Raw genomic sequence first — 25,671 nt, 5'->3', positions numbered from 1 at the left:
CGGCCGATCAATCTCGGTTACGGCACTGTCACGCGCCGATCGCTTCCAGTCCTTCTTCCAGCCAGTCGGCCAGCGTCGGCATACCGAGCAGGTATTTCGCGGTGTGGCGATGCGGCCGCTCGCGCGCCGCCGCAAGAGCGTCGACCCATTCCGACGCGTCGTAGTCGCCGCGCCCAATCCAGGCCAGCGCGACCAGTTCGGCCGCCTCGTCGACATTGAGGTCGCCGATCAGCTCGCGCAGTTCCTTCTCGGTCAGGTCTTCCGTCTTTTCCTCGGCGAGCCCGTCGTGGCCGTGCCGGTCGTGACGGTCGCCGTCGAACTCGACCTCATGCTCGGTGCCGTCGGCGTAATCGTCGTTGACGGCCGCGCTCAGCGCCTTGGCCTTGAGGATGAACAGGCGCACCGTGTCGGGGCCGATGGCCAGTTCCCATTCCTTGTCGCGATGCCGTTTCACCGCCGAGCCTCCTTGCTGGGGCGATGATAGCGGATTGGCGGCGTTCGTCACCACTTGCAGTTTGCGCCAGTCGGGATAATGGAATCGGCGGCGTCGCCGCCGCATCCTCGTTCCTTCCAGTTCCGGTTCCCGTCATGGACACGCTTCTTTCCGCCAGGGTCCTGCCCGTGCTGATGCTCGTCGCCTCCAACGTCTTCATGACGTTCGCCTGGTACGGGCACCTGAAATTCAAGACCTCGCCGATCTGGATGGCGGTTGTCGCCAGCTGGATGATCGCCTTCTTCGAATATTGGCTGGCCGTGCCAGCCAACCGCATCGGCAGCCAAGTCTATTCGGCGGCGGAGCTGAAGACGATCCAGGAGGTGGTGACGCTGACGGTGTTTGCCGTCTTCTCGGTGCTCTACCTGAAGGAGTCGCTGACCTGGAACCACGCCATCGGCTTCGCGTTGATCGCCGGTGGCGCGGCTTTCATCTTTAAGGGCTGAGCGGGTGAATGGGGATTTTCGCTTTTTGAGCGTGAAAAACCCGCAAAGCTTGCTATATTCATGAGTTGGAAGGTCTGCGGTTCCACCAGCCTATGGCTGGCGGGCCGTTTTCTTTTTGACTCAAAGAGGATGTTTCCCTCCCCAAAATGTCGGGAGGGCGGCAGGAAAGGCGAGACTGAGATCATGAACAAGGTCCCGATGACCGCGAACGGGTTTTCGACGCTAAAGGAGGAGCTGCGCTGGCGCCAGCAGGAAGAGCGGCCGCGCATCATCGAGGCGATCTCCGAGGCGCGCTCGCACGGCGACCTTTCCGAGAACGCCGAGTACCATGCCGCCAAGGAAGCGCAGAGCCTCAACGAAGGCCGCGTCGCCGAGCTGGAGGACCTGATCGCGCGCGCTGAGGTCATCGACGTGACCAAGCTGTCGGGCGACAAGGTCAAGTTCGGCGCGACGGTGGTTCTGGTCGACGAGGACACGGAAGAGCAGAAGACCTACCAGATCGTCGGTGACCAGGAGGCGGACGTGAAGTCCGGCCGTATCTCCATCTCCTCGCCGATCGCGCGGGCGCTGATCGGCAAGGAAGTCGGCGACGCCATCGAGGTCAACGCGCCGGGCGGCGCGCGCGGCTACGAGATCGTGGAAGTGCAGTTCCGGTAAGGGGCCGGGCGTGGGGGCGCAGGAGCAGGGCGGCATAGCCGCTGGCAAAGGCCCCGGCGTCGACATGCGCAAGGTCGAGGTGGTGGCGCCGAATTTCAAGCGCCGCCTCTCCGGCGTCACCAGTACCATCATCCAGCTTGTGCCGTTGCAGGCGGCGGAGATCGGCATCGCGACACTGGGTCCGGGCCTGCCGGACGGCCTGCCGAAAATGCGCTGGTGGCAGGTTCCCAGCCTGTTGCGCCGGCCCGCCAGCGGCCGGTATCGGATCTGGCACGCCCGCCGCAACGTCGAGATGCTGGCAGGCGTGGTGCTGCGCAACGTCCTGCGCGCGCCGCTGAAGCTCGTCTTCACGTCCGCTTCGCAGCGGCGGCATAAGCGCTGGACGAAGTTCCTCATCCGGCGGATGGACGCGGTCATCGCCACCAGCCGCAAGACCGCCGCCTATCTGGAAGTGCCCAACACCGTCATCATGCACGGCATCGACCTGGACCGTTTTCATCCGCCGGCCGATGGCGCGGCGGCGAAGGCGGACCTCGGCCTCGATCCGGCGCAAACCTATGTCGGCTGCTTCGGCCGGGTCCGGCACCAGAAGGGCACCGACCTGTTCGTCGACGCGATGATCTCTCTGCTGCCCTCGCGGCCCGGCTGGTCGGCGATCGTCGCCGGTCGCGCCACGGCCGAACACAAGGGTTTCGAGGCGGAACTGAAGCAGCGGGTTGAGAAGGCAAGGCTTGCCGACCGCATCCTGTTCGTCGGTGAGCACAAGGATATCGAGCGCTGGTACCGGGCACTGTCACTGTTCGTGGCGCCGCAGCGCTGGGAAGGCTTCGGCCTGACGCCGCTGGAGGCGATGGCGAGCGGCGTTCCGGTGGTGGCGGCCGATGTCGGTGCCTTTTCCGAGTTGATCGAGGATGGCGCGACAGGCACGCTTATTCCACGCGACGATCCTGGCGCGATGATCGATGCGACGGGGCGATGGATGGATGCTGAACCGGAACGCAGGCAAGCGTCCGCAGACGCCCTGACTCTTGTGCGCGAGACCTTTCCCTTGAAGGGGGAGGCTGGCAAGCTGATCGATATCTATCGTCAGCTGAACGGCGGGTAATAGAGGATTTTCCGCGTAAAGAAGAATTGCATTCAAGATTATTTTTGAAGTAGAGAGTTAGAGTAGTTTTCGGTTTCAAGGAAACCGAATCTGCTCTTCTTTTGGGGCGACGGCAGCGGGGGCTGCCGGAATGGGGGAATTTTGGGCATCGAGGTAAGCCGGACGCTTGCGTCGTTCTGGACAGGACGCGCGCTGGGTCCGATCGAGCAGGTCAGTGCGCTTTCCTGCCTGTCGAGTGGTCATCATCTGATCGTCTGTTCCCCGCAGGGCCTGTATGTCGTTCCGCCTGTCAGGGCGGATTTCGATATCGGCCTGAGGATGCTGAAGTCATGAGCCTCGGCGTCTATGTCATCAATCTCGACGGAAGTGCCGACCGCCTTGCCGCAATCGCTGAGCGGCTCGAGGCATTCGGCGTCGAGTTCGAGCGCGTGCCGGCGGTCGATGGGCGCAAGCTCGACCTGTCCATGCTGGAGGATTACGACGATAGCCGCGCCGAGCGCTATATGGGGCGCGCGCTCATCGGGGCGGAGATCGGCTGCTACCGCAGCCATCTTGCCGCCGCCGCCCGGTTCGTCGCATCGGGAGCCCACTACGGGTTGGTGCTCGAGGACGACGTCGTGCCGTTATGCGATCCCCGGCAGTTGCTTACGCAGATGGTGCCGGTGCTGGATGGGCTCGACCGACAGTGGATTCTCGCCAACCTCGGCGCCCACAGGACACTTTTCGGGACCCGCGTTTCGAGCTTCACGGTCGGCACATTCACAAGCACCTTACAGGCTGCCCACTACTTCCCGGTGTTGACGCGCGCGATCCTATGGTCGCGTCGCGGCGCCGAGGCCTTCCTTGCCGGGCACGACAAGATTTTCGCGCCGGTCGACAATTTCTTTCGCCACTGGCTGACGCGACATGGTCACGGCTATGCACTCTGGCCGGCGCCGTTCACGGACGCTGCGTTCGGCAGTCTGATTTATGCGGCCGGCAGGAGCCGGGGGCAGCGTGAACGCAGATGGTACTATCAATTCGCCAAGCATAGACGGTTGTTCGAAGACAAGGTCGTCGCCATTTCCCGGCTCAGCGCATATCGCCTCGCCGGTTCAGGCAGGAATCTCCACCAGCCCTTCGTCCTTGACCTTGCGGATGGTCAGCGCGGTGCGCACCGTGTCGACGTTGGGCGTCGAGGTCAGGGCCTCGATGACGAAGCTCTGGAAGGTGGCGAGGTCTGAAGCGACGCAGTGCAGGAGGAAGTCCGATTCTCCCGATACCATCCAGGCACCGCGCACGATCGGCCAGCCGCGCGTGAGGTCGGCGAACGCCTTCAGTTCCGTTTCCGACTGGTGCTTGAGGCCGATCAGGCAAAAGGCCACCACGTCCATGCCCAGCGCCGGCGCATTGAGGAGCGCACGATAGCCGCGGATGATGCCGGTCTCCTCCAGCCGCCGCACCCGGCGTAGGCAGGGCGGCGCGGAAATGCCGACCCGGCGCGACAGTTCGACATTGGTCATGCGGCCGTCTTCCTGGAGTTCGCGCAGGATTTTCCAGTCGATGGCGTCGAGATCGGCTTTTTGCAGCATGGGCGCCTTTTCCGTGCGCAAGATTCTTTCGTGCCCTAGTCATTAAACGACTTTTGGCTGCGCGCCAGTCCCCGGCATGCGGGATTCTGTGGTCTGTCCGGCCGGTCAGCCCGATGCAGCTTTCCGGGGACACTGTGCATGCGTCCTTGCTGGGGTGGCGGGCAGCCCTTACATTACCGCCCGATGCCATGTTCCGCCGCGTCCGGCGGTTGTTTCCTGTGGGGCTCCATGACCACCAAGCACGCGCCAGTCCTCATCATCGGTTCCGGCCCGGCCGGCTATACGGCGGCGATCTATGCTGCCCGCGCCATGCTGAAGCCGATGCTGGTCGCCGGCCTGCAACAGGGCGGGCAATTGATGATCACCACCGATGTCGAGAACTATCCGGGCTTCGCCGACCCCGTGCAGGGGCCGTGGCTGATGGGCGAGATGCAGAAGCAGGCCGAGCATGTCGGCACCGAGATCGTCAACGACATCATCACGGAAGTCGACCTCGACGTGCGGCCGTTCGTGGCGCGCGGCGATTCGGGCACCGTCTACACCGCAGACGCGCTGATCATCGCCACCGGCGCGCAGGCGAAGTGGCTGGGCATTCCCTCCGAGCAGACCTTCATGGGCTTCGGCGTGTCGGCCTGCGCCACCTGCGACGGCTTTTTCTATCGCGGCAAGGACGTCGCGGTGGTGGGCGGCGGCAATTCGGCGGTCGAGGAAGCGCTTTATCTCGCCAACCTGGCGAAAAGCGTCACCGTCATCCATCGCCGCAGCGAATTCCGCGCCGAGCGCATCCTGCGCGAGCGGCTGCTCGCCAAGGAAAACGTCCGCGTCATCTGGGACACGGTGGTGGACGAGATCACCGGCCGGCCGGGCAAGGCACCGCTGCCGCCCTCGGTCGAGGGCTTGAAGCTGCGCAATGTCGCGACCGGCCAGGAAAGCCTGCTCAAGGTGGACGGCGTCTTTGTCGCCATCGGCCATGCGCCGGCGGTCGAGTTGTTCGCCGGCAAGCTGAAGCAGAAGGCCAACGGCTATCTGTGGACGGCGCCCGATTCGACGCGCACGGACGTTCCCGGCGTCTTTGCCGCCGGCGACGTCACCGACGACATCTACCGCCAGGCGGTGACCGCGGCAGGCATGGGCTGCATGGCGGCGCTGGAGGCGGAAAAATATCTGGCGGGAGTAGAGGTGCACCGCGAAGCGGCGGAATGACGCGGCTCATGAAAGCGGCGAGGCAAGTCGCGTAAAAGCCTGATTCCGCATTAAGACGCCAAAACCATAACGAGGGGAAACCATGGCGTTGGATTGGGATAAGTTGCGCGTGTTTCACGCGGCGGCGGAGGCCGGGTCGTTCACCCATGCCGCCGAGACGCTGCATCTGTCGCAGTCGGCGATCTCGCGGCAGGTGAGTGCGCTGGAGCACGACGTCGGGGTGCCGCTGTTCAGCCGGCACGCGCGCGGGCTGGTGCTGACCGAGCAGGGCGAGATGCTGTTCCGCACCGCCCACGACGTGCTGATGAAGCTGGAATCGATCAAGAGCCGGTTGGCCGAGACCAAGGACCGGCCGTCCGGCGTGCTGCGCGTGACGACGACGGTGGGGCTCGGCACCGGCTGGCTGACCGAGCGGTCCAAGGAATTCCTCGACCTCTATCCGGAGATCAACCTGCAACTGGTGTTCACCAACGAGGAACTGGATCTCACCATGCGGCAGGCGGACTGCGCGGTGCGCCTGCGCGAGCCGTCGCAGCCGGATTTGATCCAGCGGCGGCTGTTCACGGTGCACCTGCACGTCTTCGCCGCACAGGCCTATCTCGACAAGCACGGCACGCCGAAGTCGGTTGCCGATCTGGACGACCATCGCATCGTCACCTTCGGTGAACCGGTTCCGCATTATCTCGCCGGCCTCAACGCGCTGGAGACGGTCGGCAAGTCCGAGGGGCAGAGGCGCACGTCGGTGCTGCAGATCAACGACCTGATGTCGATCATGCGGGCGGTGCGGCGCGGCGTCGGTCTGGCCATGCTTCCCGATTACATGGCGGGCAAGGATTCCGGCCTGGTGCCGGTGCTGTCCGAGCTCGAGGGACCGTCCTTCGATACCTTCTTCGTCTATCCCGAAGCGATGAAGAACCAGGCCAAGCTGAAAGTCTTCCGCGATTTCATGTTCGCCAAGGCGCGCAACTGGACTTATTGAGCGCCGCCGCACGAGCCATGCGCGCATCTTCGGCACTGGCGTCCGGCGGCGATGCGGGCGGTCTTGCTCCCGCAATGCAATATGCCTGTCCCCGAAACAATTAATCGGTTTGAGTGCCCGGATTCTGGCCTACTGATCGTAAAATGTGCATTGGACCACAGGTCTCGTCTTTTTGCATGTGTGCGTTGCAAAATAGATGCTTGTTTCTTGGGCAGGGTAGGCCCATATACAGATCATCTCCTGAGCGCGTTCTCCTCCCATTAGCGCTCACGAGTGTTCCCCTCTGGAGGTTTAGCCTTATAGGCAACTCCATCAACTCAGCCGGATCTTCTTGGATCCGGCTTTTTTGTTGTCTGCGCTAGGGCCGATGCGAACCCGTCGGCGCCCGCTTCTTCTCGTCGATAGATCGAACGAGCCGCCCCTCACCGTTTTTCGCTCCTGTGCGGGGAAAGCGGGATTTTCCCGCGCGTAACGGTGACGTGTAACATCAGGTAACGTGCATATGCGCGTTCTATCCGGCTAAGAAAAAATAGGACGCGGTGTGGCGATCCGGGAGATGGGGGCATCACTCGGAAAGCCGGGCTCAGGCGGCGACCGCGTCCAGCCTTTTCTTGTCGGAGTTCCTTCAGGCGAACCCGGCGATACGGTGCGGCGGACCTGCCGTTTTCCTCCCGGAAACGGTCCGCGACGAACGGCGTCCGGTTTTTCCGGGCGCCGTTTTCTCGATCAACTCGATATTCGTTACGCAGCCTTGCCGGCGGCGTTGGTGGCTGCGTCGGCCAGCCGGCCGGTGAGTTCGGCCATGTGGTCGAACGCCGCCTGGTAGGTCGCGACGCCTGCGGTGGCGGAGCGCAGTTCGATGATGAGGTCGCCGATCTCGGCCAGCGGCATCGTCGCTTCCACCACGTCCCAGCCCGGCCAACCGTCGCGGGCGTCGTAGCCGAGAATCTGGCCGCGCCGTTGCGGCACCAGCGCGATGATTCTGGCGGTGGCGTCGGAGGGGGTGACGATGGTGACTTTCATCACCGGTTCCAGCAGTACGGGCGAGCACTGCGCCATGCCTTCCTTCATGCCGAGCTTGGCGGCCATCTGGAAGGCCATGTCGGAGGAATCGACCGAGTGGTAGGAGCCGTCCGACAGGTTTACCGCGACGTCGACGACGGGGAAGCCCAGCGGACCGTTCCTGAGATAATCGCGCACGCCGGCCTCGACGGACTGGATGTAGGTCTTGGGCACGACGCCGCCGGTGATGGTGTCGGTGAACTCGAAGCCTGAGCCGCGCGGCAGCGGCTTGATCTGCAGGACGACGTCGCCGAACTGGCCGTGGCCGCCCGACTGCTTCTTGTGGCGGCCGCGCTGCTCCACCGGCTTGCGGATGGTCTCGCGATAGGGGACGGCCGGCGCGTGGCCTTCCACGGCAATCTGGTTCTTGCCTTCCAGTCGCTCGCGCACTACCCGCAAGTGCATCTCGCCGTGGCCCGACAGCACCGTCTCGGCCGAGTCCTGGTTGTGCGTCAGGGTCAGCGACGGGTCCTCCTCGGCGAGCCGCTGGATGGCCGCCGACATCTTGACGTCGTCCTTGCGCTCCTTGGGGCGCAGCGCGACGGCATAGACCGGCGCCGGCGGCTCCAGCCTCACAAGAGGCTTCATGCCGCCCTTGGCGGAGGTCAGCGTATCGCAGGTCGCCACGCGATCCAGCTTGCCCAGCGCGACGGTGTCGCCGGTCGCTGCCGAGGAAACCTTGGCCTGGTCCTTGCCGAGCATGCGATAGATACCCGAAACCTTGGCGGTCTCGCCGTCGGACAGATAAAGCTCTGCGCCGTCGGCCACCTGGCCCGACAGGATGCGCGACACCGAAAGCTTGCCGCCATGCGCGGTGTGGACGGTCTTCATCACCTGCACGATCGTGGCGCCGTCTTCGGCGACGCCGAGCCGCTTGCGGGTCGCCTCGATATCCGGGGCGTCGTGGCGGATCGCCTTCAGGAGGCGCAGCACGCCGTTGCCCTTCTCGGCGGTGCCGATCAGCACCGGGGTGACGGTGCCGTCGCGCAGGTCGGCGGAGAGGTCGTCGAACACCGCGTCCTTCGGCGGCTCGATCTCCTCCAGCAATTGTTCCATCAGCTGGTCGTCGTGATCGGCCAGCGTTTCCAGCATGGAAAAGCGCGCTTCCGTCTCGCGCGCCTTGTCGTCGCCGGGAATGTCTATGACTTCGCTCTCGGCATATTCGCGATAGACGTAGGCGCGCTCCAGCGCGAGGTCGATTGAGCCGATGACGACGCCGTCCTTGCGCAACGGAATCTGGCGCAGGAGCAGCGGCACCGAACTGGTGGGCTGGAGCATCTTCAGCGTTTCGCGAACGCCCGAAATCGCCTTGTCGACCTTGTTGAGGAACAGGATGCGCGGCACGCCGAGATCGTCCAGCTTGCGCATGATGAGCTGCAGAGCCGGGATCTTCTTCTCGTCTGCCTCGGCGACGACCACCGCGACGTCGCAGGCAGCCAGAACCGGCTCGGCCTCGAAGGCGAATTCGATGGAGCCGGGGCAGTCGACGAAGGTCAGCGTATCGCCCATGAACTCGGTGGTGGCGAAGGTCGCCTCGACGCTCATGGCATGGGCGCGGGCTTCGGCCGAGTGGTCGGATACGGTGTTGCCGGAGGAAACAGGGTTCTGGCGGGGAATGGCGCCCGTCCGGGCGAGGATGGCTTCCAGAAGTGTCGTCTTACCGCTTGCGAAGGGACCGATGATGGCGATGCATTTCGGTCCCGTGCGTCGTCCTCCGGCGCGATTACCCCCTGCACGATTTCCCATGGCTGACCTCCACTCGCGTTTCTCAGCGGTGCAGTCAGCAAAACGGGCCGTGCTTCGCCGACCGCACTCTTGTTGAGCGGCGGCCGGCCTGCAGCCGTCGCGGCCAGGCGGCTCTCGGCGCATGGCCATGGATATCGTCACACGGGTTCGCGGGCAGGGCAAGGGAAATAGCGGGCGCATCCTTGCGCATGGCGCGATGGTGGCCTCATCATGAGGACAGCAAGGAGAACCGCCATGAAGATCATTGCCTGCGGCAGCAAGCCGAGCGCTGCCGGACCCGACAGCTATTTCACCGGCCGGGTCCGCATCGATCCGATCATCGACACGCAGGCGCCGGCCAGGCTGCGCGCCGCATCGGTGAGCTTCGAACCGGGCGCGCGCACCGCCTGGCACACCCATCCGCTCGGCCAGACGCTGCATGTCGTCTCGGGCGCCGGGCGCGTCCAGGTCTGGGGCGAGCCGATCCAGGAGATCAGGGCCGGCGACACGATCTGGTTCGAGCCGGGCGAAAAGCACTGGCACGGAGCCGGGCCGAAGACGGCCATGACCCACATCGCCATGCAGGAGGCGCTCGACGGCTCGCCCGTCGACTGGCTGGAGAAGGTTTCGGACGAGCAGTACGGCGGGTGATGGGGCAGGGCCGGCGCGCCCGGATGCCGCCGAGCCTGGCGGATGGATGCGTTACAGCAGGCCGGTCACCAGCCTGTCCATCGTGGTACCCGCCCGATAGAGCTGGCGCACTAGAATGGCGGCGAAGATGCCGGTCGCGGCGCCGCCCAGAATGTCGGTCGTGTAGTGCGTCCCGACATAGACGCGGGACAGGCAGACGGCCAGCGCGGCGACCAGAAACGCGCTTCCGCGTCCCTTGAAGCCGTGCAGCAGGAAGGCGGCTGCGATCGCGAAGGAAGCCGTCGCATGGTCGGAAGGAAACGACCAGTCGGCACTGTGCTCGATGATCAGGTGGCTGACGCCTGCGTCATAGGGCCTGACGCGATGGACGAACAGCAGGATGATCTGGTTGAGGCCGAGGCCGGCCAGGAAGGACAGGCCGGCGGCGATGCAGGTATGGCGCAGCCGCAGGCGGTCCTGCCGGCTCCACCATTGCACCACGACCAGCAGGACGAGAAGCGGCACGCCATATCGGGTCAGGGCGATCATCGCCATGTCCAGTGCCGCATGGCTGCCCGCCGGCGCATTGATCCAACGTGTGATTTCCTGGTCCATCGGTAGTACTTCGCAACGGGTTGTTCGAGAGAGTGGCAATGGAAGAACGGCAGATTCACCGGATCTTCCGGGTAGGCATCGTGCTCAAGGGCCTCCATGCCCTGCTTGAATGCGCCGGCGGCATCGCGATCGGCCTGATCGGTATGGATACGGTCTCAAGGGTGGTCGAAGCGCTCACGCAAGAAGAACTGATCGAGGATCCCAAAGATTTTCTCGCCACGCATCTGTTGGCCTGGGCTCAAGGCTTTTCCGTGGAACCAAGCATTTTTATGCGTTTTATCTGCTGAGCCACGGCCTGGTGAAACTCTTCCTGGTGGCGGGGCTGCTTCGAAACAAGCTGTGGGCCTATCCGGCGTCGCTGGTCGTCATGGGCCTGTTCATCGTCTACCAGCTCTACCGTTTCTCCTACACGCATGGCTGGGGGCTGATCGTGCTCAGCGTCTTCGACATCGTCGTGATCTGGCTGATCTGGCACGAGTATCGCGTCGTCCGGCGCCTCGATCCGCTCAAGGGGAGACCATGATCAGGGTTACGGTCCGGCTTTGCGTTCCAAACGGAAAAGCCCGGCGCTAGGCCGGGCTTCTCAAAGCTTTGGAATCGCTTGGCCGGATCAGTTGAGGCCGGCCGTGAAGCGCTGGATGCGCGTGCAGGCTTCCTCCAGCAGCGTCTCCGACGTCGCGTAGGAGATGCGGAAGTTGGGGCCGAGGCCGAAGGCCGAGCCGAACACCACCGCCACGCCCTCGGCCTCCAGCAATTCGGAGCAGAAGGTGGCGTCGCTGTCGATGACCGTGCCGGCGGCCGTCTTTTTGCCGATCAGCGCTTCGCAGGAAGGATAGACGTAGAACGCGCCTTCCGGCGAGGGGCAGGTGATGCCGCGCGCCTGGTTCAACATGGAGACGACGAGGTCGCGGCGAGCCTGGAAGATCGCCTTGTTCTTCTTGACGAAATCCTGCGGGCCGTTGAGCGCCTCGACCGCCGCCCATTGCGCGATCGTGCAGGCGCCCGACGTCTGCTGGCCCTGGATCATGTCCATCGCCTTGATGAGCGGCAGCGGGCCGGCGGCATAGCCTATGCGCCAGCCGGTCATGGCGTAGGCTTTCGACACGCCGTTCATCGTGAGCGTGCGCTCGTAGAGCTTCGGTTCGACCTCGGCGATGGTCCTGAAGACGAAGTCGCCATAGGTCAGGTGCTCGTACATGTCGTCGGTCAGAATCCAGACGTTCGGGTGCTTCAAAAGCACGTCGGCCAGCGCGCGCAGTTCGGCCTCCGTGTAGGCGGCGCCGGAGGGGTTCGACGGCGAGTTCATCACCAGCCATTTTGTCCGTGGCGTGATCGCCTTTTCCAGCGCGGCTGCCGTCAGCTTGAAGCCGTTGGCGATGGAGGTTTCGGCGAAGGTCGCCGTGCCGCCGCAGAGCGCCACCATCTCGGGATAGCTGACCCAGTAGGGGCGGGGGATGACGACCTCGTCGCCGGGGTTCAGCGTCGCCATGAAGGCGTTGAACAGGATCTGCTTGCCGCCGGTGCCGACGATGGTCTGCGCAGGCTGGTAGTCGAGGTTGTTCTCGCGCTTGAATTTTTTCGCGATCGCCTCGCGCAGCGGCGCGATGCCGGAGACCGGCGGATACTTGGTCTCGCCGCGGCGGATCGCTTCGATCGCCGCGTTCTTGACGTTGTCCGGCGTATCGAAATCCGGCTCGCCGGCACCAAGCCCGATGATGTCGCGTCCGGCGTTTTTCAGCTCGCGCGCCTTCTGCGTCACCGCGATGGTCGCGGAGGGCTTTACGCGCGAAAGGGCGTCGGCGAGGAAGGCCATGACTGTTCGTCTCCAGAAGATCGCGCGGCCAGGAGCAGCCGCGCGCCTCTATTGTCGCATCGGGAACGCGAGTGCAAGCACGGACGGCTGAGCCAGCGAGCCGCCGCGCCGCATTAACGAGCGATAAAACCTGATCGGCTAAAGTGACGCGGTTTCGGTCGATCCGGCGAGGGAGCCTTGTCGCGCAGCATCGGGCTCGCCCACATCATCCGCCATGACGACGGCACCTCCAGCGGTGTGTGGGGGGTCTATGCACTGAAGAGCGCCTTCCAGCCGATCTTCGCCTTCAACGACGGCAGGCTGGAGATCGCCGCCTTCGAGGGCCTGATCCGGCCGTTCCGCGACGGCGAGCCGCAATCGCCGCAGAATTTCTTCTCCACCTGCCCGGCGCGCGACCGCCTGCATGTGGAGACGTTGACGCGCACGCTGCATCTTCTCAACGCCGGCGCATGCCTGCCCGTCGAGGCGGCCGTCTTCGTTAATTTCGACCCGTCGGTGTTCGTGGATCGCGCCATTTCCGACCAGGCGCTGCGCGACATGCGGCTCGTGCTGCACGAAGCGGGGATCGATCCGCGCCGCGTGGTGTGCGAGGTCACCGAGCAACGGTCGACTTCGCAGGAAACGCTTTTCCAGTTCGTCGACGCGCTGCGCGCCAGCGGCTTCCGCATCGCCGTGGACGACTACGGCGCCGACGATTCCGACATCGGCCGCATCAAGGATCTCAAGCCCGACATCGTCAAGTTCGACGCGCAATGGCTGACGCGGCTGATGGATTCCGGCCCCGGTTTCGCACTGCTGGCGACCATGGTGCGCACTTTCGAGGAACAGGACATCCGCACCGTCTTCGAGGGCATCGAGGAGAGCTGGCAACTCGACCTCGCCGAGAAATCCGGTGCCTCGATGGTGCAGGGCTACGCGCTGGCGCGGCCGGAAGTCGTGCCGACCAGTTTTGGCGCATTCGGCCCGGACGGGGCCGAGACGGCAGCCGCAGAAGCGAGAGAGCCGCGTCCTCAGTCGGCGACAGCGCCGGCGAACGGTCGACGTGCGAGGGCGTTCGGCAGGCGGGTGGCGCAATGACCACAGTTCGCGAACGGCGCCGCGACATCGGCCAATCGATCTTTGCCGACGAGATCGGCCTGGAGTACGGCATCTACGGCGAGTACCGGCTGCGCAGCGCCTACCAGCCGATCTTCGCGCCGCGCGACGGCTGCCTGGTGCCGGTCGCCATCGAAGCGCTGATCCAGCCGCAGATCGGCGGGCAGCCGGTGCCGCCGCGAACGTTCCTGGAGGGCGTGCCGGCAAAGGACAGGCTTTATGTCGAGTCCCTGTGCCGGGCGCTGCATCTGCACAATTTCCAGTTCCTCGGCGTCGACGGGCTCACCCTGTTCTTCAATTACAATCCGCAGGTGAACGACCATTTGGGCCGGGCCTTGGCCGAGATCCGGCTGATGGCCCGCCATCTCGGCAGCTTCGGCCTGAAGGGCGACATGCTGGTGTGCGAGATCACCGAGCAGGCGGCGAGCGACGAGGCCGTCCTGCAGCGCGTGGTCGCCGAAATGCGGCGCAACGGACTGCGCATCGCCATCGACGATTTCGGCGCGGGGCATTCGACCGAGGAGCGGCTGCGCCTGCTCGAACCGGACATCGTCAAGATCGACGGCGGCTGGTTCGCGGACGTATGCCGTCACGCCGCCGCCGAGAAGCTGTTCAGGCCGCTGCTTTCGCTGCTGCACGACCATGGGGCGCAGGTTCTCGTCGAAGGCATCGAACAGCCGGAGCAGCTGCGCGTGGCGCTGGACGGCGGCGCCGATCTCCTGCAAGGCTTCCTGATGGCGAAGCCGGCGCTGGTCGGCACGATCTTTCCCGACAAGCCGCTGGCACTCGATGCGCTGCTCAGGCCAAGCGCCAAGGTGATTCCGCTGTTCGGCCAGACCGGGACCTGATCCATCATCGATGCTGATGGACAACGGTGAAAACAAATTACTGGATGGATCGGTGGCCGAGGAGCATGCTGCCGCCGCAACACAGGTGGAACGATGACGATCCTTTACGGCATGACCGACAGCGGCAATTGCTACAAGCCGCGCCTGCTGATGGCCAAGCTCGGCGTCGCCTTCACCAATATCGAGGTAAGCTCGCATACCGGCGACACCCGCAAGCCCGACTATGTCGCCAAGAATCCCAACGCCATGGTGCCGTTGCTGGAACTGGACGACGGCCGGCGCATCGCCGAATCCAACGCCATCCTGCTTTATCTGGCCGAAGGGACCCGCTTCCTGCCGGCCGACCGCTACGAACGGGCTCTCGCCTATCAATGGCTGTTCTTCGAGCAGTACAGCCACGAACCCTACATTGCCGTGCGCAAGGCGTTGCTGACTTTCCCCGAGCGTGCCAGGGACGCCACGCCCGAACGGCTGGCGCTGACGCTCGAGCGCGGCAACAAGGCGCTCGGCGTCATGAACAAGCGGCTGGAGCAGAGCCCCTTCTTCGCCGGCACGGCCCTTAGCGTCGCCGACATCGCGCTCTATGCCTACACCCACACGGCCGAGCAGGGTGGTTTCCAGATCGATGCCTATCCAGCCGTCGCGACATGGCTGAAGCGGGTCGAGGCCGATCCGGGCCATGTACCGATCGAGTGGCTGCCCGCCGCCTGATCGACGGCAGGGCGATTGACGAGATGAATCGGAAAATCCGCGCATGATCCTGATCGGCCAATACGATTCCTCGTTCGTTCGGCGCGTCGGCATCGCCCTGACGCTTTACGGCCTGCCGTTCGAGCACCGGCCCTGGTCGTCCTTCGGCGATGCCGGGCAGATCAGCGCCCACAATCCGCTGACGCGGGTGCCGACGCTGGTGCTGGACGACGGCGAGGCGCTGGTCGAAAGCCACATCATCCTCGACTATCTCGACGGCCTGGTGCCGGCGGAGCAGGCGATGTTCCCGCGCGCCGAGCCGGAGCGCCACAAGGCGCTCAGGATCGCCGCGCTGGCGACCGGGATGGCCGACAAGGCGGTGGCGCTGTTCTACGAACTGCACCTGCACGAAACGCCGTCGGACATATGGGCCGGGCGTTGCCGCGTGCAGATCGAGGCCGCCCTCGGCGTGCTGGAGGAGGATCGAACCAGACGCGCCGGCCCGTACTGGTTCGGCGAACGGATCGGCCATGCCGACGTCGCGGTCGCCTGCGCGCTGCGCCATCTCAACGACGCGCATCCGGGGCTGGTGGCGATGGACGCCTACCCGGCGCTGAAGGCGCATGCCGAGAGGCTGGAGGCGCTGCCGGTGTTCCGGGCGATCTCGCAGCCGTTCATCGCTCCGGCCTGATACGCCCGCTACGGGCAGCGGGGCGCGGCAGGCAACAAAAAAGGCGGGACAAAGCCCGCCTTCCATGCTCGGTAGCCTGATGGGAACGTTTCGGCCGGGCCGGCGGCAATCCGCCGCTTCGACTTGTCGGGTCCGTCCCGCTCCGGCGCGCTTGTCGCGCGGCCGCCAGTACATCCGTGACTTGCCGGGCGCTGCGGATGCTATCCGCCGCGCGCCTTCGTCAAATCAGGCTGCCTTGCTCAGAGATCCAGCGGACGACTTGCCGGTACGGCGGTCCTGCTCGATCTCGAAGTTGATCTTCTGTCCCTCGACCAGCGAGGTCATGCCGGCGCGCTCGACGGCGGAGATGTGGACGAAAACGTCCGCGCCGCCATTGTCGGGAGCGATGAAGCCGTAGCCCTTGGTCGAGTTGAACCACTTGACGGTTCCGGTAGCCATGCGATTTTCCTTAAGTTCACTTTACGTTGACGTGTCGGGCCAGAAGCCCGGCTTGGTATCGAGATTTTGCAGAAAGACGTCAGCGAACGCGAAAACCGCGAGGCCCGGATCGATCGGCCGAATATCAATGTGCCGTATATAGAGGCGGTATGCGTCGAAAACAAGGCCATTTCAACGCGGTGGCGTACCGGAGCGAAAAGCGGCCTCAATCTTGTGGAACCGTTGCCGGCGGCCGGCGTTGCGGCGGCATGGACGGCCGAACCTGCGGAGAAGCGCCATGAAGATCCTCGTGAAAGCCCTTCTGGTTGCCGGGTGCGTTGGCCTGCTTTCCGCCGACGCCTGGGCGATCTCGCGCTACGATCCGACCCGCATGAGTTGCGATCGGGTCCAGGCCGTCGTCGAAAGAAACGGCGCCGTCATCCTGCGCTACCGCTCGCCGCGCAATCCCTCGCTCACGCTCTATGACCGCTATGTCGCGTCCGGGCGATTTTGCAATTTCGACGAGGTGAGGGCAGGGAGCTACGTGCCGAGCGCGGACCTGAAATCCTGCCCGGTCTACAAATGCCAGCGGGTCGATTTCGACGACCGGCGTCGCCGCCTCATCTTCCCCTTCGATTGACGGGCTGTCCGGGCCGGACCTTCAGAAACCGAACGAGGCTTGCGCCGCCGGCGGCGGGCCGACGCGCACACCTTCCAGCCCGAGCATCTTTTCCTTGGTGGCCGAGCCGCCGGGTGCTGAGAAGCCGCCGATCTTGCCGCCGGCCGCCAGGATGCGGTGGCAGGGGATGACCAGCGGCACCGGGTTGGCGCCAAGTGCTGCGCCGGTTTCGCGGGCGAGGCCGGTATGGCCGGCGCGGCTGGCCAGTTCGCCATAGGTGACGGTTTCGCCGAAGGCGAGCTTGCGGGCGGCGTCGTAGATGGCGAGCCGGAAATCGTCGACACCGGCCAGATCGACCGGCACGCCGGAGAAGTCGACCGTCTCGCCCTGGGCATAGGCGCGGATGGCGGCGATCAGGTCAGCCACCCATTGCGGCGGCGTTTCGCTGTCGGGGCCGGCAATGTCGTCCAGCCGCAGCAGCCGGCGCTCCACCGCCTCGCGGCTCGATTGCGGCAGGCAGAGCCGCGTCAGCCCGGCCGAACTCCAGGCAAGGCCCATGAAGCCCAGTTGCGTCTCGAATATGATATGGCCGACAGCGTGCGTCATGGCGATTCCTCGCAGTCATCTTCGGTACAAACCGCGAACAATATCGCATTTTCACGGACGACTCGCCACCCGAAAACCGCCACCCGCCCCGGTTGCTCCGGCAAAACCTGTGGTGTAAGGACTCCGTTAACAAATCAGACTAACGGACTTCGACCGCGGCTTGCCAGCAAGAGCTCCCCTTACCCTGATCGGCATGGCCCTGTGCGGCGCAGCCCTCGGCGGCTGCACTTCGACATCGACCGTTGCGCCGGCGCCGGGCTTCGCCGGCCCGACGGTGGGGGTGACGGAGACGACGGTGTCGGGAACGACGGACGCCGGCTTCGCGCTGGCCTTGCCGGAGACGGTGGCGGTGCTGCCGGAGCCGTCCGTGCTGGCGGCGGTCCAGACTGCGACGCTCGAGATGCAGCCGGCCGCCTTTGCCGGGGCGACGCCCGCGACTGCCCCGGCACCCGCGCAGGTGGCGGCAGACGCGGCCCAGCCGGCGGTCGCCACGACCGCAGCAAAGCAGGACGCCGTGCAGCCGGACGCAGCCCGATTCGCAAGCGACGAGGCGAAGCCTGATCTCACGAAAACCTTCCCGGCCGCGCCGGTGCTCGTGGCCTCGGCCGTATCGAGCCTGCCGGTGACGCCGATCGCCTATAGCGGGACGGTACCGGCCTATCTTGCGCCGGCGGTCCTGAAGACCGAGCCCGCCGGTGACTTTCCGCGCACGACCGTTCGCGGCCGCGCCGACGTCGAAACGCTGATTTCCAAATACGCCGCCCTCTACGAAGTCCCGGTGGAACTGGTCCGCCATGTCGTCAACCGCGAGAGCACCTTCAATCCCAAGGCCTACAACAACGGCCACTGGGGGCTGATGCAGATCAAGCACGCGACGGCGCGCGGCATGGGCTACAGCGGCTCGGCCAGCGGCCTGTTCGACGCAGAGACCAACCTGAAATACGCGGTGAAATACCTGCGCGGCGCCTGGCTGGTTTCCGGCCGCAACGCCAAGCGCGCCGACTGGCTGTACCAGACCGGTTATTACTATGAGGCCAAGCGCAAGGGCATGCTGGAGGAGACAGGCCTCGGCAAGGACCGCAAGCGGCGCCGGGCCGGAGTGGAGGTGACGCTCGATCCCGAGGGAATCGTGCGCCCGCCGGTGGTTCCGGTTGGCTCCGAGAGCTGAAACCCACCGCAACCGGCGAAGGTGCGGAAGCGACGAGACCCCTTAACCATCCGCTTGCCGGCAGCCGAAAACATAAATTGCGACCGATGCGGCTTACCTGCTCCTAACGGCCGGTATGCTTGAAGGCCGCATGACCAAACCGCCTGCCAGATCCGCCAAGCCCGCCCTCTCCAAAAAAGCAGGCGATGGACCGAAGAAACGCTCCGGGCTGAAGCTCGCGCTGCTGGTGCTGGCGCCGCTCGTCCTGGCCGGCGGCGGCTATGCCGGCTGGATGCTGCTTGCCGGCGCCGAGGCCGGCGCGGTCGCCCGCGCGGCGGACGGCGAAGGCGGGCAGGGCAAGGACGCCATGCAGGTGTCCTCGATCTCGGCCGAACTCGCCGCCGAGACCTCCTTCACCCACACCTATGCGCTTTCGGTGCTGATCGCGCCGCGCTGCGGGGTGGCGAACGCGCCGGCGCTGAAGGCGGCGAGCGACGCCGAGGCGCATGCCGACGGCATGCTGGCCACACTGTCATGGCAGTCGGCCGCCCGCCGCGCCGCCGCGACCACCGAGAAATCCTGCACCTTCCTGCGCCAGGAAGTCACCGAGGGCGAACTGCGCGCCATGGAACTGGCGCAGAAAAATGGCAAGACCGCCGCAGCGCATTGAGGGCGGCGCGCTTCAGGCCCTTGGCTACGGCTCTCAGCCCTTCTGGCGTTCAAGATCTTCAAAACGTCCACCGGACGTTTTGATTCGCCCGAGGGCGGGCCGGTCTTTCACCATTCGTCGTTCGAAAAGCCCGTTCAGGGCTTTTCGTGCGCTATGCGCATCACTCCTCATCGTCACGCCCGGATTTTCGTCCGTCTGGCCATTGATCGAAGAACGCTCCCCTCGCGCCGAGGGGAGAAGGTCGGGAAGCGGGCGTGGGATGCCGTGCCTTCCGAGTGTAAAAGTGCGGCGCGGTTTCCCACCGGCCCTTCGCTAGGGCTCAGGGCGTTCGAACCCTTTGAAAGGTCCACTGGACCTTTCACTTCGCCTGCGGCGAACCGGGTTCTCACCCCAGCCGGCGATTTCTGTTCCCGTCCGTTCCGCTTCACCGCAGCTCACGATGCCGGCATTTGCGCCGACACCGGCCGATGGCTTGCAGCGCTCGTCCAGCGCACACGGGCCGTAATACCCGTAGGGGAAGCCTTGGACGGAACCTCCCCGGGCAGTTGCTTATGTTGAGCAACCACCGGAGGCGCCGGCTCCCGCCACGCAATCACCGTCATGACCGGTGTTCCCGCGCGAGAAGCTGGGTGTGAGTATGGGGGAGGTGCGGGAGAGGGGATAAGTTTCGGAGAATTTTTTCGCCCGGGCAGCCACCACCACTTCGTCATCCCGGCCAAGCGAGCTTGCGAGCGCAGAGCCGGGATCCAGTCCGTAACCTTGCCGATGTTCCGGAATGGATCCCGGATAGCAGATCTTCGCTGCGCTGCGATCAGCTTCCGGGATGACGGCCGCGAGATTCCCGAACTTCAGCGAAAAAGCTTGTCCGAATCCCTCTCCGTGCGCAGTATTGGTCCGGGAGGGGACGTAACATGACCAAGCTACCGAAAAAATTTGTTGAGCGGATAACGGCTGATCTCAAAAAATACCAGAAGATTGCTGCCGCACAGCAAAAGGCCGATGTTGCCGAAGCTGACACCGTCACTTTGGTGAAGGACATCCTTTGAATAGCCCCTAGATTTGTGGACGCCTTCTTCCCTAATTTTGAGGCAAGGAGGCCGTGATGGGGACTGGCAATTTCAGTGACGAGTTCAAGCGTGATGCGGTCGCGCAGATCACCGAGCGGGGCTACCCCGTTGCGGAGGTATCGAAGCGGCTCGGCGTCAGCCAGCACTCGCTCTACGCGTGGCGCAGGAAGTTCTCGAAGCCATCCGGTTCGACTGATGGCGATCAGGCGGCGGAGATCCGTCGGCTGAAGAAGGAACTGGCACGCGTCACCGAGGAACGCGACATCTTAAAAAAAGCCACCGCGTATTTCGCCAAGGATGCAAGGTGAGATACGCGTTCGTTGCCGAGCATCGCCAGCAGTTCAAGGTGCGGGCGATGTGCTGCTGCCTGCGCATCCGACCCAGCGGCTTCTATGCATGGCTGAAGAGCCCGTTGAGCAGACGGGCTCGGGAAGACGCACGTCAGACTGATCTGATCAGAAAGGCCTGGAAGGAGAGTGGCAGGGTCTATGGTTATCGCAAGCTGCACGACGACCTCCTCGATCAGGGAGAGACCAGTTGTGTCAATCGCATCGCCCGTCTCGCGAAGCTGGCCGGGATCAAGGCACAGATCGGCTACAAGCGCCGGCCCGGTTCCCATGGCGGCAAGCCATCAGTCGTGGTCGACAACACCTTGGCTCGACAGTTCGATGTCGATTCGCCGGACAAGGCGTGGGTGACAGACATCACCTATATCCGGACCCAGGAGGGCTTTGCCTATCTGGCCGTGGTGATCGACTTGTTCTCGCGCCGCGTCATCGGTTGGTCATTGCAGAGCCGCCAGACCACCGACGTCGTTCTGCAGGCGTTGCTGATGGCCGTGTGGCGTCGAAAGCCGAAGAGCAAGGTCCTGGTCCACTCGGATCAGGGCTCGCAGTTCACCAGCATGGACTGGGCAGCCTTCCTGAAGCACCACAATCTCGAGCACTCGATGAGCCGTCGCGGAAACTGCCATGACAACGCCGTGGCCGAAAGCTTCTTCAATCTCCTCAAGCGCGAGAGGATACGGCGCAGGACCTACCGAACACGCGAAGAGGCAAGGCAGGACGTGTTCGACTACATCGAAATGTTCTACAACGCGAAGCGCAAGCACGTCAGAAACGGGATGCTGTCACCCGTCGAGTTCGAAAGGCAGCAGGAAATGTAACCCGAGGGCGTCCACGAAACTCGGGGCTATTCACTTGCCGATATCTTCGGATACGACAAATACGAGGAACTGACCTCGAACATCAGATAAAAGCCACATATTGCGACTTGGCGGTTAAGATCGGCGGCAAGTTGAGGCTGTTGATAGAAGTGAAGTCAGCGGGAAGCAGCCTTGCTGACAATCATTTGCGGCAGGTCATCGATTACGGTGCACATCAAGGCATTCACTGGGTAATCCTGACGAATGCTGTCGAATGGCGGCTGATCCGCATCTATGTCGCGAACCAGATCAGCCACGAGGAGGTGTGCCGGTTCGATCTCGCGGGCGTCAGCCCCAAAAATCAGGATCACCTTCAGCAATTGTTTCTGTTCGCCAAGGAAGGGCTGACCACCGACGCGATGGACGCCTTCCATCAACAGGCGCAACTCTTCAACAAGTTCACCGTTGCCGCAATCGTTTGCTCGGAACCTGTTGTCTCCGTCGTGCGGCGGGAATTGCGAAGGTTGTTTCCTGATTTGAAAGTGGCGCCGGAAAATCTCGCTACCCTGATTGCGGAAGAGGTGATCAAGCGTGAGGCGGTTGAAGGCGACAAAGCCAAGGAAGCGTCTGCGCGGATCAACAAGGCGTTGAAGAAGATGGAGAGGGCGAAGCGGAAAGAGGCAGCGATCGTGTGACAAAAACCTGCAATCCAGGTTTTGTCATTTTTTATCGCCGCACACTGCGCTCAGGCTCTGAAATCGCTTTCTCTTTCACAAAGCGGAGATAGAGAGCGCTTTTAAAAATACTCCTGCAGCGGCCGCACTTCCAGGCTCCCCGCCTTCAGCGCGGCAATGGCTTCGGCCACTGCCGCCGCACCCGCCAGCGTGGTGTAATACGGCACTTTCTGCATCAGCGTGGCGCGGCGGAGCGATTTGGAGTCCGACAGCGCTTTCTGACCGTCCGTGGTGTTGAAGACGATCTGCACCTGGCGGTTGCGGATGGCGTCCTCGATGTGGGGGCGGCCTTCCAGCACCTTGTTGATCTTCTCCGCCTCGACGCCGTTCTCCTTGAGGAAGCGCGCGGTGCCGGAGGTCGCCAGCACCTTGAAGCCGAGGTCGGCCAGCCGCTTGACGGCGGGCAGGATGCCTTTCTTGTCCTCGTCGCGCACCGACACGAACAGCGTTCCCGAGCGCGGCAGGTCGATGCCGGCGCCGAGCTGGCTCTTGGCGAAGGCCATGGCGTAGTCGCGGTCCAGCCCCATCACCTCGCCGGTCGACTTCATCTCGGGTCCGAGCAGGATGTCGACGCCGGGGAAGCGGGCGAAGGGGAAGACGGCTTCCTTCACCGCGATATGGCCGGGCGTGCGCGGGTCGGGCTTTTCGCCATAATGGGCGAAGGCGCCGTCCAGCGTCTCGCCGGCCATGATGCGGGCGGCGACCTTGGCGATCGGCTTGCCGACGGTTTTCGCCACGAAGGGCACGGTGCGGCTGGCGCGCGGGTTCACTTCCAGCACGTAGATCGTGCCGTCCTTGATGGCATACTGCACGTTCATCAGGCCACCGACCTTGAGCGCGCGGGCCAGTGCTGCCGTCTGCCGCTCCAGCTCGTCCACCATCTCCTTCGACAGCGAATGAACCGGCAGCGAGCAGGCCGAGTCGCCCGAGTGGATGCCGGCCTCCTCAATGTGTTCCATGATGCCGGAGACGAAGACGGCCTTGCCTCCCTGGGCCGCATCGCACAGGCAGTCGACGTCGACCTCGATGGCGCCCGAGAGATACGTGTCGAACAGCAGCGGATTCTTGCCCAGCAGCGTGTTGATCTGGCCGGTCTTGTCGTTGGGGTATTTCTGCTTGATGTCCTCCGGCACCAGGCCGGGCACGGTGTCGAGCAGGTAGGTTTGGAGCTGGCCCTCGTCGTGGATGATCTGCATGGCGCGGCCGCCCAGCACGTAGGAGGGGCGCACCACCAGCGGGAAGCCGAGCTCGGAGGCGACGGTGCGGGCCTGCTCGACCGAATAGGCGATTCCGTTCTTCGGCTGGGTCAGGTCGAGCTTCTGCAGCAGCTTCTGGAAGCGGTCGCGGTCCTCGGCGAGGTCGATGGCGTCCGGCGAGGTGCCGAGGATCGGGATGCCGTTCTTCTCCAGCGCCTCGGCGAGCTTCAGCGGCGTCTGGCCGCCGAACTGGACGATGACGCCGACCAGTTCGCCGCGCGTCTGCTCCATCTTCAGGATCTCGATGACGTCCTCGGCCGTCAGCGGCTCGAAATAGAGCCGGTCGGAGGTGTCGTAGTCGGTCGAGACCGTCTCCGGGTTGCAGTTGATCATGATCGATTCGTAGCCGGCCTCGTTGAGCGCAAAGCAGGCGTGGCAGCAGCAATAGTCGAACTCGATGCCCTGGCCGATGCGGTTCGGGCCGCCGCCGAGGATGACCACCTTCTTCCTGTCCGAAACGCCGGCCTCGTTGGCGGTCTGGCCGGCGAACGGCACCTCGTAGGTGGAATACATGTAGGCGGTGGGCGAGGCGAATTCGGCCGCGCAGGTGTCGATGCGCTTGTAGACGGGGCGCACGTCCAGCGCGTTGCGCAGATGCGCCACTTCCTTGGCCGTCTTGCCGGTCAGCGAGGCGAGGCGAGCGTCGGAGAAGCCCATCGCCTTCAACATGCGCAGGTTCTGGGCGTCCTGAGGCAGGCCGTGCTCGCGGATGCGGGCTTCCGTTGCGATGATGCCGGCGATCTGCTCGAGGAACCACGGGTCGATCTTGCACATGGCATGCACGTCTTCCAGCGAGGTGCCGAGGCGGATCGCCTGCGCCACCATGCGGAGACGATCCGGCGTCGGCGTGCCAAGGGCCGCGCGAATGGCGTTCTTGTCGTCGCCGCCCTCCATCCCCGGAATCTCGATCTCGTCGAGGCCGGTGAGGCCGGTTTCCAGCCCGCGCAGCGCCTTCTGCAAGGATTCCTGGAAGGTGCGGCCGATCGCCATCACTTCGCCGACCGACTTCATCGCGGTGGTCAGCACCGGTTCGGCGCCGGGGAATTTCTCGAAGGCGAAGCGCGGGATCTTGGTCACCACGTAGTCGATGGACGGCTCGAAGGAGGCGGGCGTCGCGCCGCCGGTGATGTCGTTCTCAAGCTCGTCCAGCGTGTAGCCGACGGCGAGTTTCGCGGCGATCTTGGCGATGGGGAAGCCGGTCGCCTTGGAGGCGAGCGCGGAGGAGCGGGACACGCGCGGGTTCATCTCGATCACCACCAGCCGGCCGTCCGCCGGGTTGACGGCGAACTGCACGTTGGAGCCGCCGGTTTCCACCCCGATCTCGCGCAGCACCGCGATCGAGGCGTTGCGCATCATCTGGTATTCCTTGTCGGTCAAGGTCAGCGCCGGCGCCACGGTGATCGAATCGCCGGTGTGCACGCCCATCGGGTCGATGTTCTCGATGGAGCAGACGATGATGCAGTTGTCCGCTTTGTCGCGCACCACCTCCATCTCGTATTCCTTCCAGCCCAGCACCGATTCCTCGATCAGCACTTCGGTGGTCGGCGAGGCGTCGAGGCCGGACTGGACGATGGCGAAGAATTCCTCGCGGTTGAAGGCGATGCCGCCGCCGGTGCCGCCCAGCGTGAACGATGGGCGGATGATCGCCGGCAGGCCGACATGGTCGAGCGCGGTCGCGGCAACGCCCATGGCGTGGCCCATATAGCGCTGCTTGCGGTCGCCTTCGCCGAGGTTCCAGCGGGTTTCGAGCGCGTCGAGTTCGGTGTCGGAAGCGTTCGCCTCCTTCAGCGCGGCGCGCTCGGCCTCGTGCTTCTTGCGGTCCTCGTCCTTCACCGAGGTGGCGTTGGCGAGCATCGATTTCGGCGTTTCGAGGCCGACCTTCTTCATCGCCTCGCGGAACAGCGCGCGGTCCTCGGCCTTGTCGATGGCGTGCGCGTCGGCGCCGATCATCTCGACGCCGTAGCGCTCCAGCACGCCCATGCGGCGCAGCGAAAGGGCGGTGTTGAGCGCCGTCTGGCCGCCCATGGTCGGCAGCAGCGCGTCCGGCCGCTCCTTGGCGATGATTTTCGCCACCACTTCCGGCGTGATCGGCTCGATGTAGGTGGCGTCGGCCAGTTCCGGGTCGGTCATGATGGTGGCCGGGTTGGAATTGACCAGGATGACGCGGAAGCCCTCCTGTCGCAGCGCCTTGCAGGCCTGCGTGCCGGAGTAGTCGAACTCGCAGGCCTGGCCGATGACGATGGGGCCGGCCCCGATGATCAGGATCGACTTGATATCGGTGCGTTTTGGCATGTGTGGCGGTCCGTTCGGCAGGCTGCGCAAAAGCACGACAGGGGTTCGGCCCGGCCGCTGCGCAAGGGGATTCTGATCTGTGGCTAGGCGGGTCTT

At 64.4% G+C, this 25,671-nt stretch carries 26 protein-coding genes and 1 pseudogene; 19 read left to right on the top strand and 8 right to left on the bottom strand.

Going from position 1 to position 25,671, the window contains the following annotated elements:
* Positions 1 to 28 precede the first annotated feature (28 nt).
* Positions 29 to 454, bottom strand: coding sequence for a DUF3775 domain-containing protein (locus FGU64_RS07080; protein ID WP_139951731.1), 426 nt, complete (start codon positions 452 to 454; stop codon positions 29 to 31).
* Positions 455 to 588: 134 nt separating this feature from the next.
* Between FGU64_RS07080 and FGU64_RS07075 the strand changes: the two genes are divergently transcribed.
* The 4 genes and pseudogenes from FGU64_RS07075 to FGU64_RS23500 all read left to right on the top strand — a co-directional run.
* Positions 589 to 939 (top strand): DMT family protein, encoded by a 351-nt coding sequence (locus FGU64_RS07075; RefSeq protein ID WP_139951728.1) that lies wholly within the window; start codon positions 589 to 591, stop codon positions 937 to 939.
* A 183-nt stretch (positions 940 to 1,122) separates the two neighbouring features.
* Complete coding sequence (gene greA / locus FGU64_RS07070) at positions 1,123 to 1,596, top strand: transcription elongation factor GreA (protein ID WP_136358855.1); 474 nt, start codon at positions 1,123 to 1,125, stop codon at positions 1,594 to 1,596.
* A gap of 64 nt (positions 1,597 to 1,660) precedes the next feature.
* Positions 1,661 to 2,701, top strand: a complete 1,041-nt coding sequence (locus tag FGU64_RS07065; RefSeq protein WP_139955286.1) for a glycosyltransferase family 4 protein — start codon at positions 1,661 to 1,663, stop codon at positions 2,699 to 2,701.
* 329 nt (positions 2,702 to 3,030) lie between these two features.
* Positions 3,031 to 3,261, top strand: a pseudogene (locus FGU64_RS23500) (glycosyltransferase family 25 protein); the annotation flags it as partial.
* A 534-nt stretch (positions 3,262 to 3,795) separates the two neighbouring features.
* Here the strand turns inward: FGU64_RS23500 and FGU64_RS07055 are convergent.
* Positions 3,796 to 4,272 (bottom strand): Lrp/AsnC family transcriptional regulator, encoded by a 477-nt coding sequence (locus tag FGU64_RS07055; protein WP_139951723.1) that lies wholly within the window; start codon positions 4,270 to 4,272, stop codon positions 3,796 to 3,798.
* A 228-nt stretch (positions 4,273 to 4,500) separates the two neighbouring features.
* Here FGU64_RS07055 and trxB point away from each other — a divergent pair, with 228 nt between their 5' ends.
* Together trxB and FGU64_RS07045 are read left to right on the top strand one after the other, a co-directional pair.
* Positions 4,501 to 5,475, top strand: a complete 975-nt coding sequence (gene trxB, locus FGU64_RS07050) for a thioredoxin-disulfide reductase (RefSeq protein ID WP_139951720.1) — start codon at positions 4,501 to 4,503, stop codon at positions 5,473 to 5,475.
* Between the two features lie 82 nt (positions 5,476 to 5,557).
* Positions 5,558 to 6,454, top strand: a complete 897-nt coding sequence (locus FGU64_RS07045) for a LysR family transcriptional regulator (RefSeq protein ID WP_139951717.1) — start codon at positions 5,558 to 5,560, stop codon at positions 6,452 to 6,454.
* A gap of 741 nt (positions 6,455 to 7,195) precedes the next feature.
* Here the strand turns inward: FGU64_RS07045 and FGU64_RS07040 are convergent.
* The gene (locus tag FGU64_RS07040; RefSeq protein WP_139951714.1) at positions 7,196 to 9,262 is read right to left on the bottom strand and encodes an elongation factor G; all 2,067 of its coding nucleotides are present in this window, start codon (positions 9,260 to 9,262) and stop codon (positions 7,196 to 7,198) included.
* 234 nt (positions 9,263 to 9,496) lie between these two features.
* Between FGU64_RS07040 and FGU64_RS07035 the strand changes: the two genes are divergently transcribed.
* Positions 9,497 to 9,892: a cupin domain-containing protein gene (locus tag FGU64_RS07035; RefSeq protein ID WP_139951711.1), complete on the top strand. Its 396-nt coding sequence runs from the start codon at positions 9,497 to 9,499 to the stop codon at positions 9,890 to 9,892.
* Positions 9,893 to 9,943: 51 nt separating this feature from the next.
* On the opposite strand, the gene FGU64_RS07030 is transcribed toward FGU64_RS07035, so the two are convergent.
* A complete protein-coding gene (locus FGU64_RS07030; protein ID WP_139951708.1) occupies positions 9,944 to 10,486 on the bottom strand; it encodes a phosphatase PAP2 family protein in 543 nt (180 codons plus the stop codon).
* 38 nt (positions 10,487 to 10,524) lie between these two features.
* On the opposite strand from FGU64_RS07030, the gene FGU64_RS23830 reads away from it, so the two are divergent.
* A complete protein-coding gene (locus FGU64_RS23830; RefSeq protein WP_348639784.1) occupies positions 10,525 to 10,773 on the top strand; it encodes a DUF2127 domain-containing protein in 249 nt (82 codons plus the stop codon).
* Positions 10,719 to 11,009: a DUF2127 domain-containing protein gene (locus FGU64_RS23825; protein WP_348639795.1), complete on the top strand. Its 291-nt coding sequence runs from the start codon at positions 10,719 to 10,721 to the stop codon at positions 11,007 to 11,009. The genes FGU64_RS23830 and FGU64_RS23825 overlap by 55 nt, the downstream gene beginning before the upstream one ends.
* Positions 11,010 to 11,096: 87 nt before the next feature.
* Here the strand turns inward: FGU64_RS23825 and FGU64_RS07020 are convergent, their stop codons facing one another.
* On the bottom strand, positions 11,097 to 12,299 hold the full coding sequence (locus FGU64_RS07020) for a pyridoxal phosphate-dependent aminotransferase (protein ID WP_139951705.1): 1,203 nt from the start codon (positions 12,297 to 12,299) through the stop codon (positions 11,097 to 11,099).
* 177 nt (positions 12,300 to 12,476) lie between these two features.
* On the opposite strand from FGU64_RS07020, the gene FGU64_RS07015 reads away from it, so the two are divergent.
* From FGU64_RS07015 to FGU64_RS07000, 4 genes are all read left to right on the top strand, one after another.
* Positions 12,477 to 13,376, top strand: coding sequence for an EAL domain-containing protein (locus FGU64_RS07015; RefSeq protein ID WP_139951702.1), 900 nt, complete (start codon positions 12,477 to 12,479; stop codon positions 13,374 to 13,376).
* Positions 13,373 to 14,242: an EAL domain-containing protein gene (locus FGU64_RS07010; RefSeq protein ID WP_139951700.1), complete on the top strand. Its 870-nt coding sequence runs from the start codon at positions 13,373 to 13,375 to the stop codon at positions 14,240 to 14,242. The genes FGU64_RS07015 and FGU64_RS07010 overlap by 4 nt, the downstream gene beginning before the upstream one ends.
* 93 nt (positions 14,243 to 14,335) lie before the next feature.
* A complete protein-coding gene (locus FGU64_RS07005; RefSeq protein ID WP_136358831.1) occupies positions 14,336 to 14,953 on the top strand; it encodes a glutathione S-transferase family protein in 618 nt (205 codons plus the stop codon).
* Between the two features lie 43 nt (positions 14,954 to 14,996).
* Entirely contained in the window at positions 14,997 to 15,623 is a 627-nt protein-coding gene (locus FGU64_RS07000) for a glutathione S-transferase family protein (RefSeq protein WP_139951698.1), read from the top strand.
* A 225-nt stretch (positions 15,624 to 15,848) separates the two neighbouring features.
* Here the strand turns inward: FGU64_RS07000 and FGU64_RS06995 are convergent, their stop codons facing one another.
* Positions 15,849 to 16,061, bottom strand: a complete 213-nt coding sequence (locus FGU64_RS06995) for a cold-shock protein (RefSeq protein ID WP_136358829.1) — start codon at positions 16,059 to 16,061, stop codon at positions 15,849 to 15,851.
* 277 nt (positions 16,062 to 16,338) lie between these two features.
* Between FGU64_RS06995 and FGU64_RS06990 the strand changes: the two genes are divergently transcribed.
* The gene (locus FGU64_RS06990) at positions 16,339 to 16,680 is read left to right on the top strand and encodes a hypothetical protein (RefSeq protein ID WP_246671256.1); all 342 of its coding nucleotides are present in this window, start codon (positions 16,339 to 16,341) and stop codon (positions 16,678 to 16,680) included.
* 21 nt (positions 16,681 to 16,701) lie between these two features.
* Here the strand turns inward: FGU64_RS06990 and FGU64_RS06985 are convergent, their stop codons facing one another.
* Positions 16,702 to 17,265 (bottom strand): methylated-DNA--[protein]-cysteine S-methyltransferase, encoded by a 564-nt coding sequence (locus tag FGU64_RS06985; protein ID WP_180375646.1) that lies wholly within the window; start codon positions 17,263 to 17,265, stop codon positions 16,702 to 16,704.
* A 160-nt stretch (positions 17,266 to 17,425) separates the two neighbouring features.
* Here FGU64_RS06985 and FGU64_RS06980 point away from each other — a divergent pair, with 160 nt between their 5' ends.
* The 5 genes from FGU64_RS06980 to FGU64_RS06965 all read left to right on the top strand — a co-directional run bounded on the left by FGU64_RS06980 (position 17,426) and on the right by FGU64_RS06965 (position 21,988).
* A complete protein-coding gene (locus tag FGU64_RS06980; protein ID WP_246671255.1) occupies positions 17,426 to 18,433 on the top strand; it encodes a lytic transglycosylase domain-containing protein in 1,008 nt (335 codons plus the stop codon).
* A 130-nt stretch (positions 18,434 to 18,563) separates the two neighbouring features.
* Positions 18,564 to 19,082: a hypothetical protein gene (locus FGU64_RS06975; protein WP_139951692.1), complete on the top strand. Its 519-nt coding sequence runs from the start codon at positions 18,564 to 18,566 to the stop codon at positions 19,080 to 19,082.
* Between the two features lie 911 nt (positions 19,083 to 19,993).
* A complete protein-coding gene (locus FGU64_RS23715; RefSeq protein ID WP_281405290.1) occupies positions 19,994 to 20,128 on the top strand; it encodes a hypothetical protein in 135 nt (44 codons plus the stop codon).
* A 56-nt stretch (positions 20,129 to 20,184) separates the two neighbouring features.
* Positions 20,185 to 21,314, top strand: a protein-coding gene (locus tag FGU64_RS06970; protein ID WP_139950890.1) for an IS3 family transposase whose coding sequence is annotated in 2 segments (ribosomal slippage) — positions 20,185 to 20,428 and positions 20,428 to 21,314 — 1,131 coding nt in all. Because the reading frame shifts where the segments join, the coding sequence is not laid out codon by codon here.
* 107 nt (positions 21,315 to 21,421) lie between these two features.
* A complete protein-coding gene (locus tag FGU64_RS06965) occupies positions 21,422 to 21,988 on the top strand; it encodes a hypothetical protein (protein WP_180375645.1) in 567 nt (188 codons plus the stop codon).
* Between the two features lie 101 nt (positions 21,989 to 22,089).
* Here the strand turns inward: FGU64_RS06965 and carB are convergent, their stop codons facing one another.
* Positions 22,090 to 25,575 (bottom strand): carbamoyl-phosphate synthase large subunit, encoded by a 3,486-nt coding sequence (carB, locus tag FGU64_RS06960; RefSeq protein ID WP_139951686.1) that lies wholly within the window; start codon positions 25,573 to 25,575, stop codon positions 22,090 to 22,092.
* Positions 25,576 to 25,671: the final 96 nt, after the last annotated feature.

It is taken from the genome of Mesorhizobium sp. 8 (assembly GCF_006351905.1).
Lineage (GTDB): Bacteria > Pseudomonadota > Alphaproteobacteria > Rhizobiales > Rhizobiaceae > Mesorhizobium > Mesorhizobium composti.
Note: the sequence above shows the minus strand (reverse complement) of the source record. Positions and strands in the feature narration are given on the sequence as shown.

Coding starts and splice junctions, on each gene's coding strand:
- FGU64_RS07075 (WP_139951728.1), top strand. CDS start 589: ATGGACACGCTTCTTTCCGCCAGGGTCCTGCCCGTGCTGATGCTCGTC.
- greA (WP_136358855.1), top strand. CDS start 1,123: ATGAACAAGGTCCCGATGACCGCGAACGGGTTTTCGACGCTAAAGGAG.
- FGU64_RS07065 (WP_139955286.1), top strand. CDS start 1,661: ATGCGCAAGGTCGAGGTGGTGGCGCCGAATTTCAAGCGCCGCCTCTCC.
- FGU64_RS07055 (WP_139951723.1), bottom strand. CDS start 4,272: ATGCTGCAAAAAGCCGATCTCGACGCCATCGACTGGAAAATCCTGCGC.
- trxB (WP_139951720.1), top strand. CDS start 4,501: ATGACCACCAAGCACGCGCCAGTCCTCATCATCGGTTCCGGCCCGGCC.
- FGU64_RS07045 (WP_139951717.1), top strand. CDS start 5,558: ATGGCGTTGGATTGGGATAAGTTGCGCGTGTTTCACGCGGCGGCGGAG.
- FGU64_RS07040 (WP_139951714.1), bottom strand. CDS start 9,262: ATGGGAAATCGTGCAGGGGGTAATCGCGCCGGAGGACGACGCACGGGA.
- FGU64_RS07035 (WP_139951711.1), top strand. CDS start 9,497: ATGAAGATCATTGCCTGCGGCAGCAAGCCGAGCGCTGCCGGACCCGAC.
- FGU64_RS07030 (WP_139951708.1), bottom strand. CDS start 10,486: ATGGACCAGGAAATCACACGTTGGATCAATGCGCCGGCGGGCAGCCAT.
- FGU64_RS23830 (WP_348639784.1), top strand. CDS start 10,525: ATGGAAGAACGGCAGATTCACCGGATCTTCCGGGTAGGCATCGTGCTC.
- FGU64_RS07020 (WP_139951705.1), bottom strand. CDS start 12,299: ATGGCCTTCCTCGCCGACGCCCTTTCGCGCGTAAAGCCCTCCGCGACC.
- FGU64_RS07010 (WP_139951700.1), top strand. CDS start 13,373: ATGACCACAGTTCGCGAACGGCGCCGCGACATCGGCCAATCGATCTTT.
- FGU64_RS07005 (WP_136358831.1), top strand. CDS start 14,336: ATGACGATCCTTTACGGCATGACCGACAGCGGCAATTGCTACAAGCCG.
- FGU64_RS07000 (WP_139951698.1), top strand. CDS start 14,997: ATGATCCTGATCGGCCAATACGATTCCTCGTTCGTTCGGCGCGTCGGC.
- FGU64_RS06995 (WP_136358829.1), bottom strand. CDS start 16,061: ATGGCTACCGGAACCGTCAAGTGGTTCAACTCGACCAAGGGCTACGGC.
- FGU64_RS06990 (WP_246671256.1), top strand. CDS start 16,339: ATGAAGATCCTCGTGAAAGCCCTTCTGGTTGCCGGGTGCGTTGGCCTG.
- FGU64_RS06985 (WP_180375646.1), bottom strand. CDS start 17,265: ATGACGCACGCTGTCGGCCATATCATATTCGAGACGCAACTGGGCTTC.
- FGU64_RS06975 (WP_139951692.1), top strand. CDS start 18,564: ATGACCAAACCGCCTGCCAGATCCGCCAAGCCCGCCCTCTCCAAAAAA.
- FGU64_RS23715 (WP_281405290.1), top strand. CDS start 19,994: ATGACCAAGCTACCGAAAAAATTTGTTGAGCGGATAACGGCTGATCTC.
- carB (WP_139951686.1), bottom strand. CDS start 25,575: ATGCCAAAACGCACCGATATCAAGTCGATCCTGATCATCGGGGCCGGC.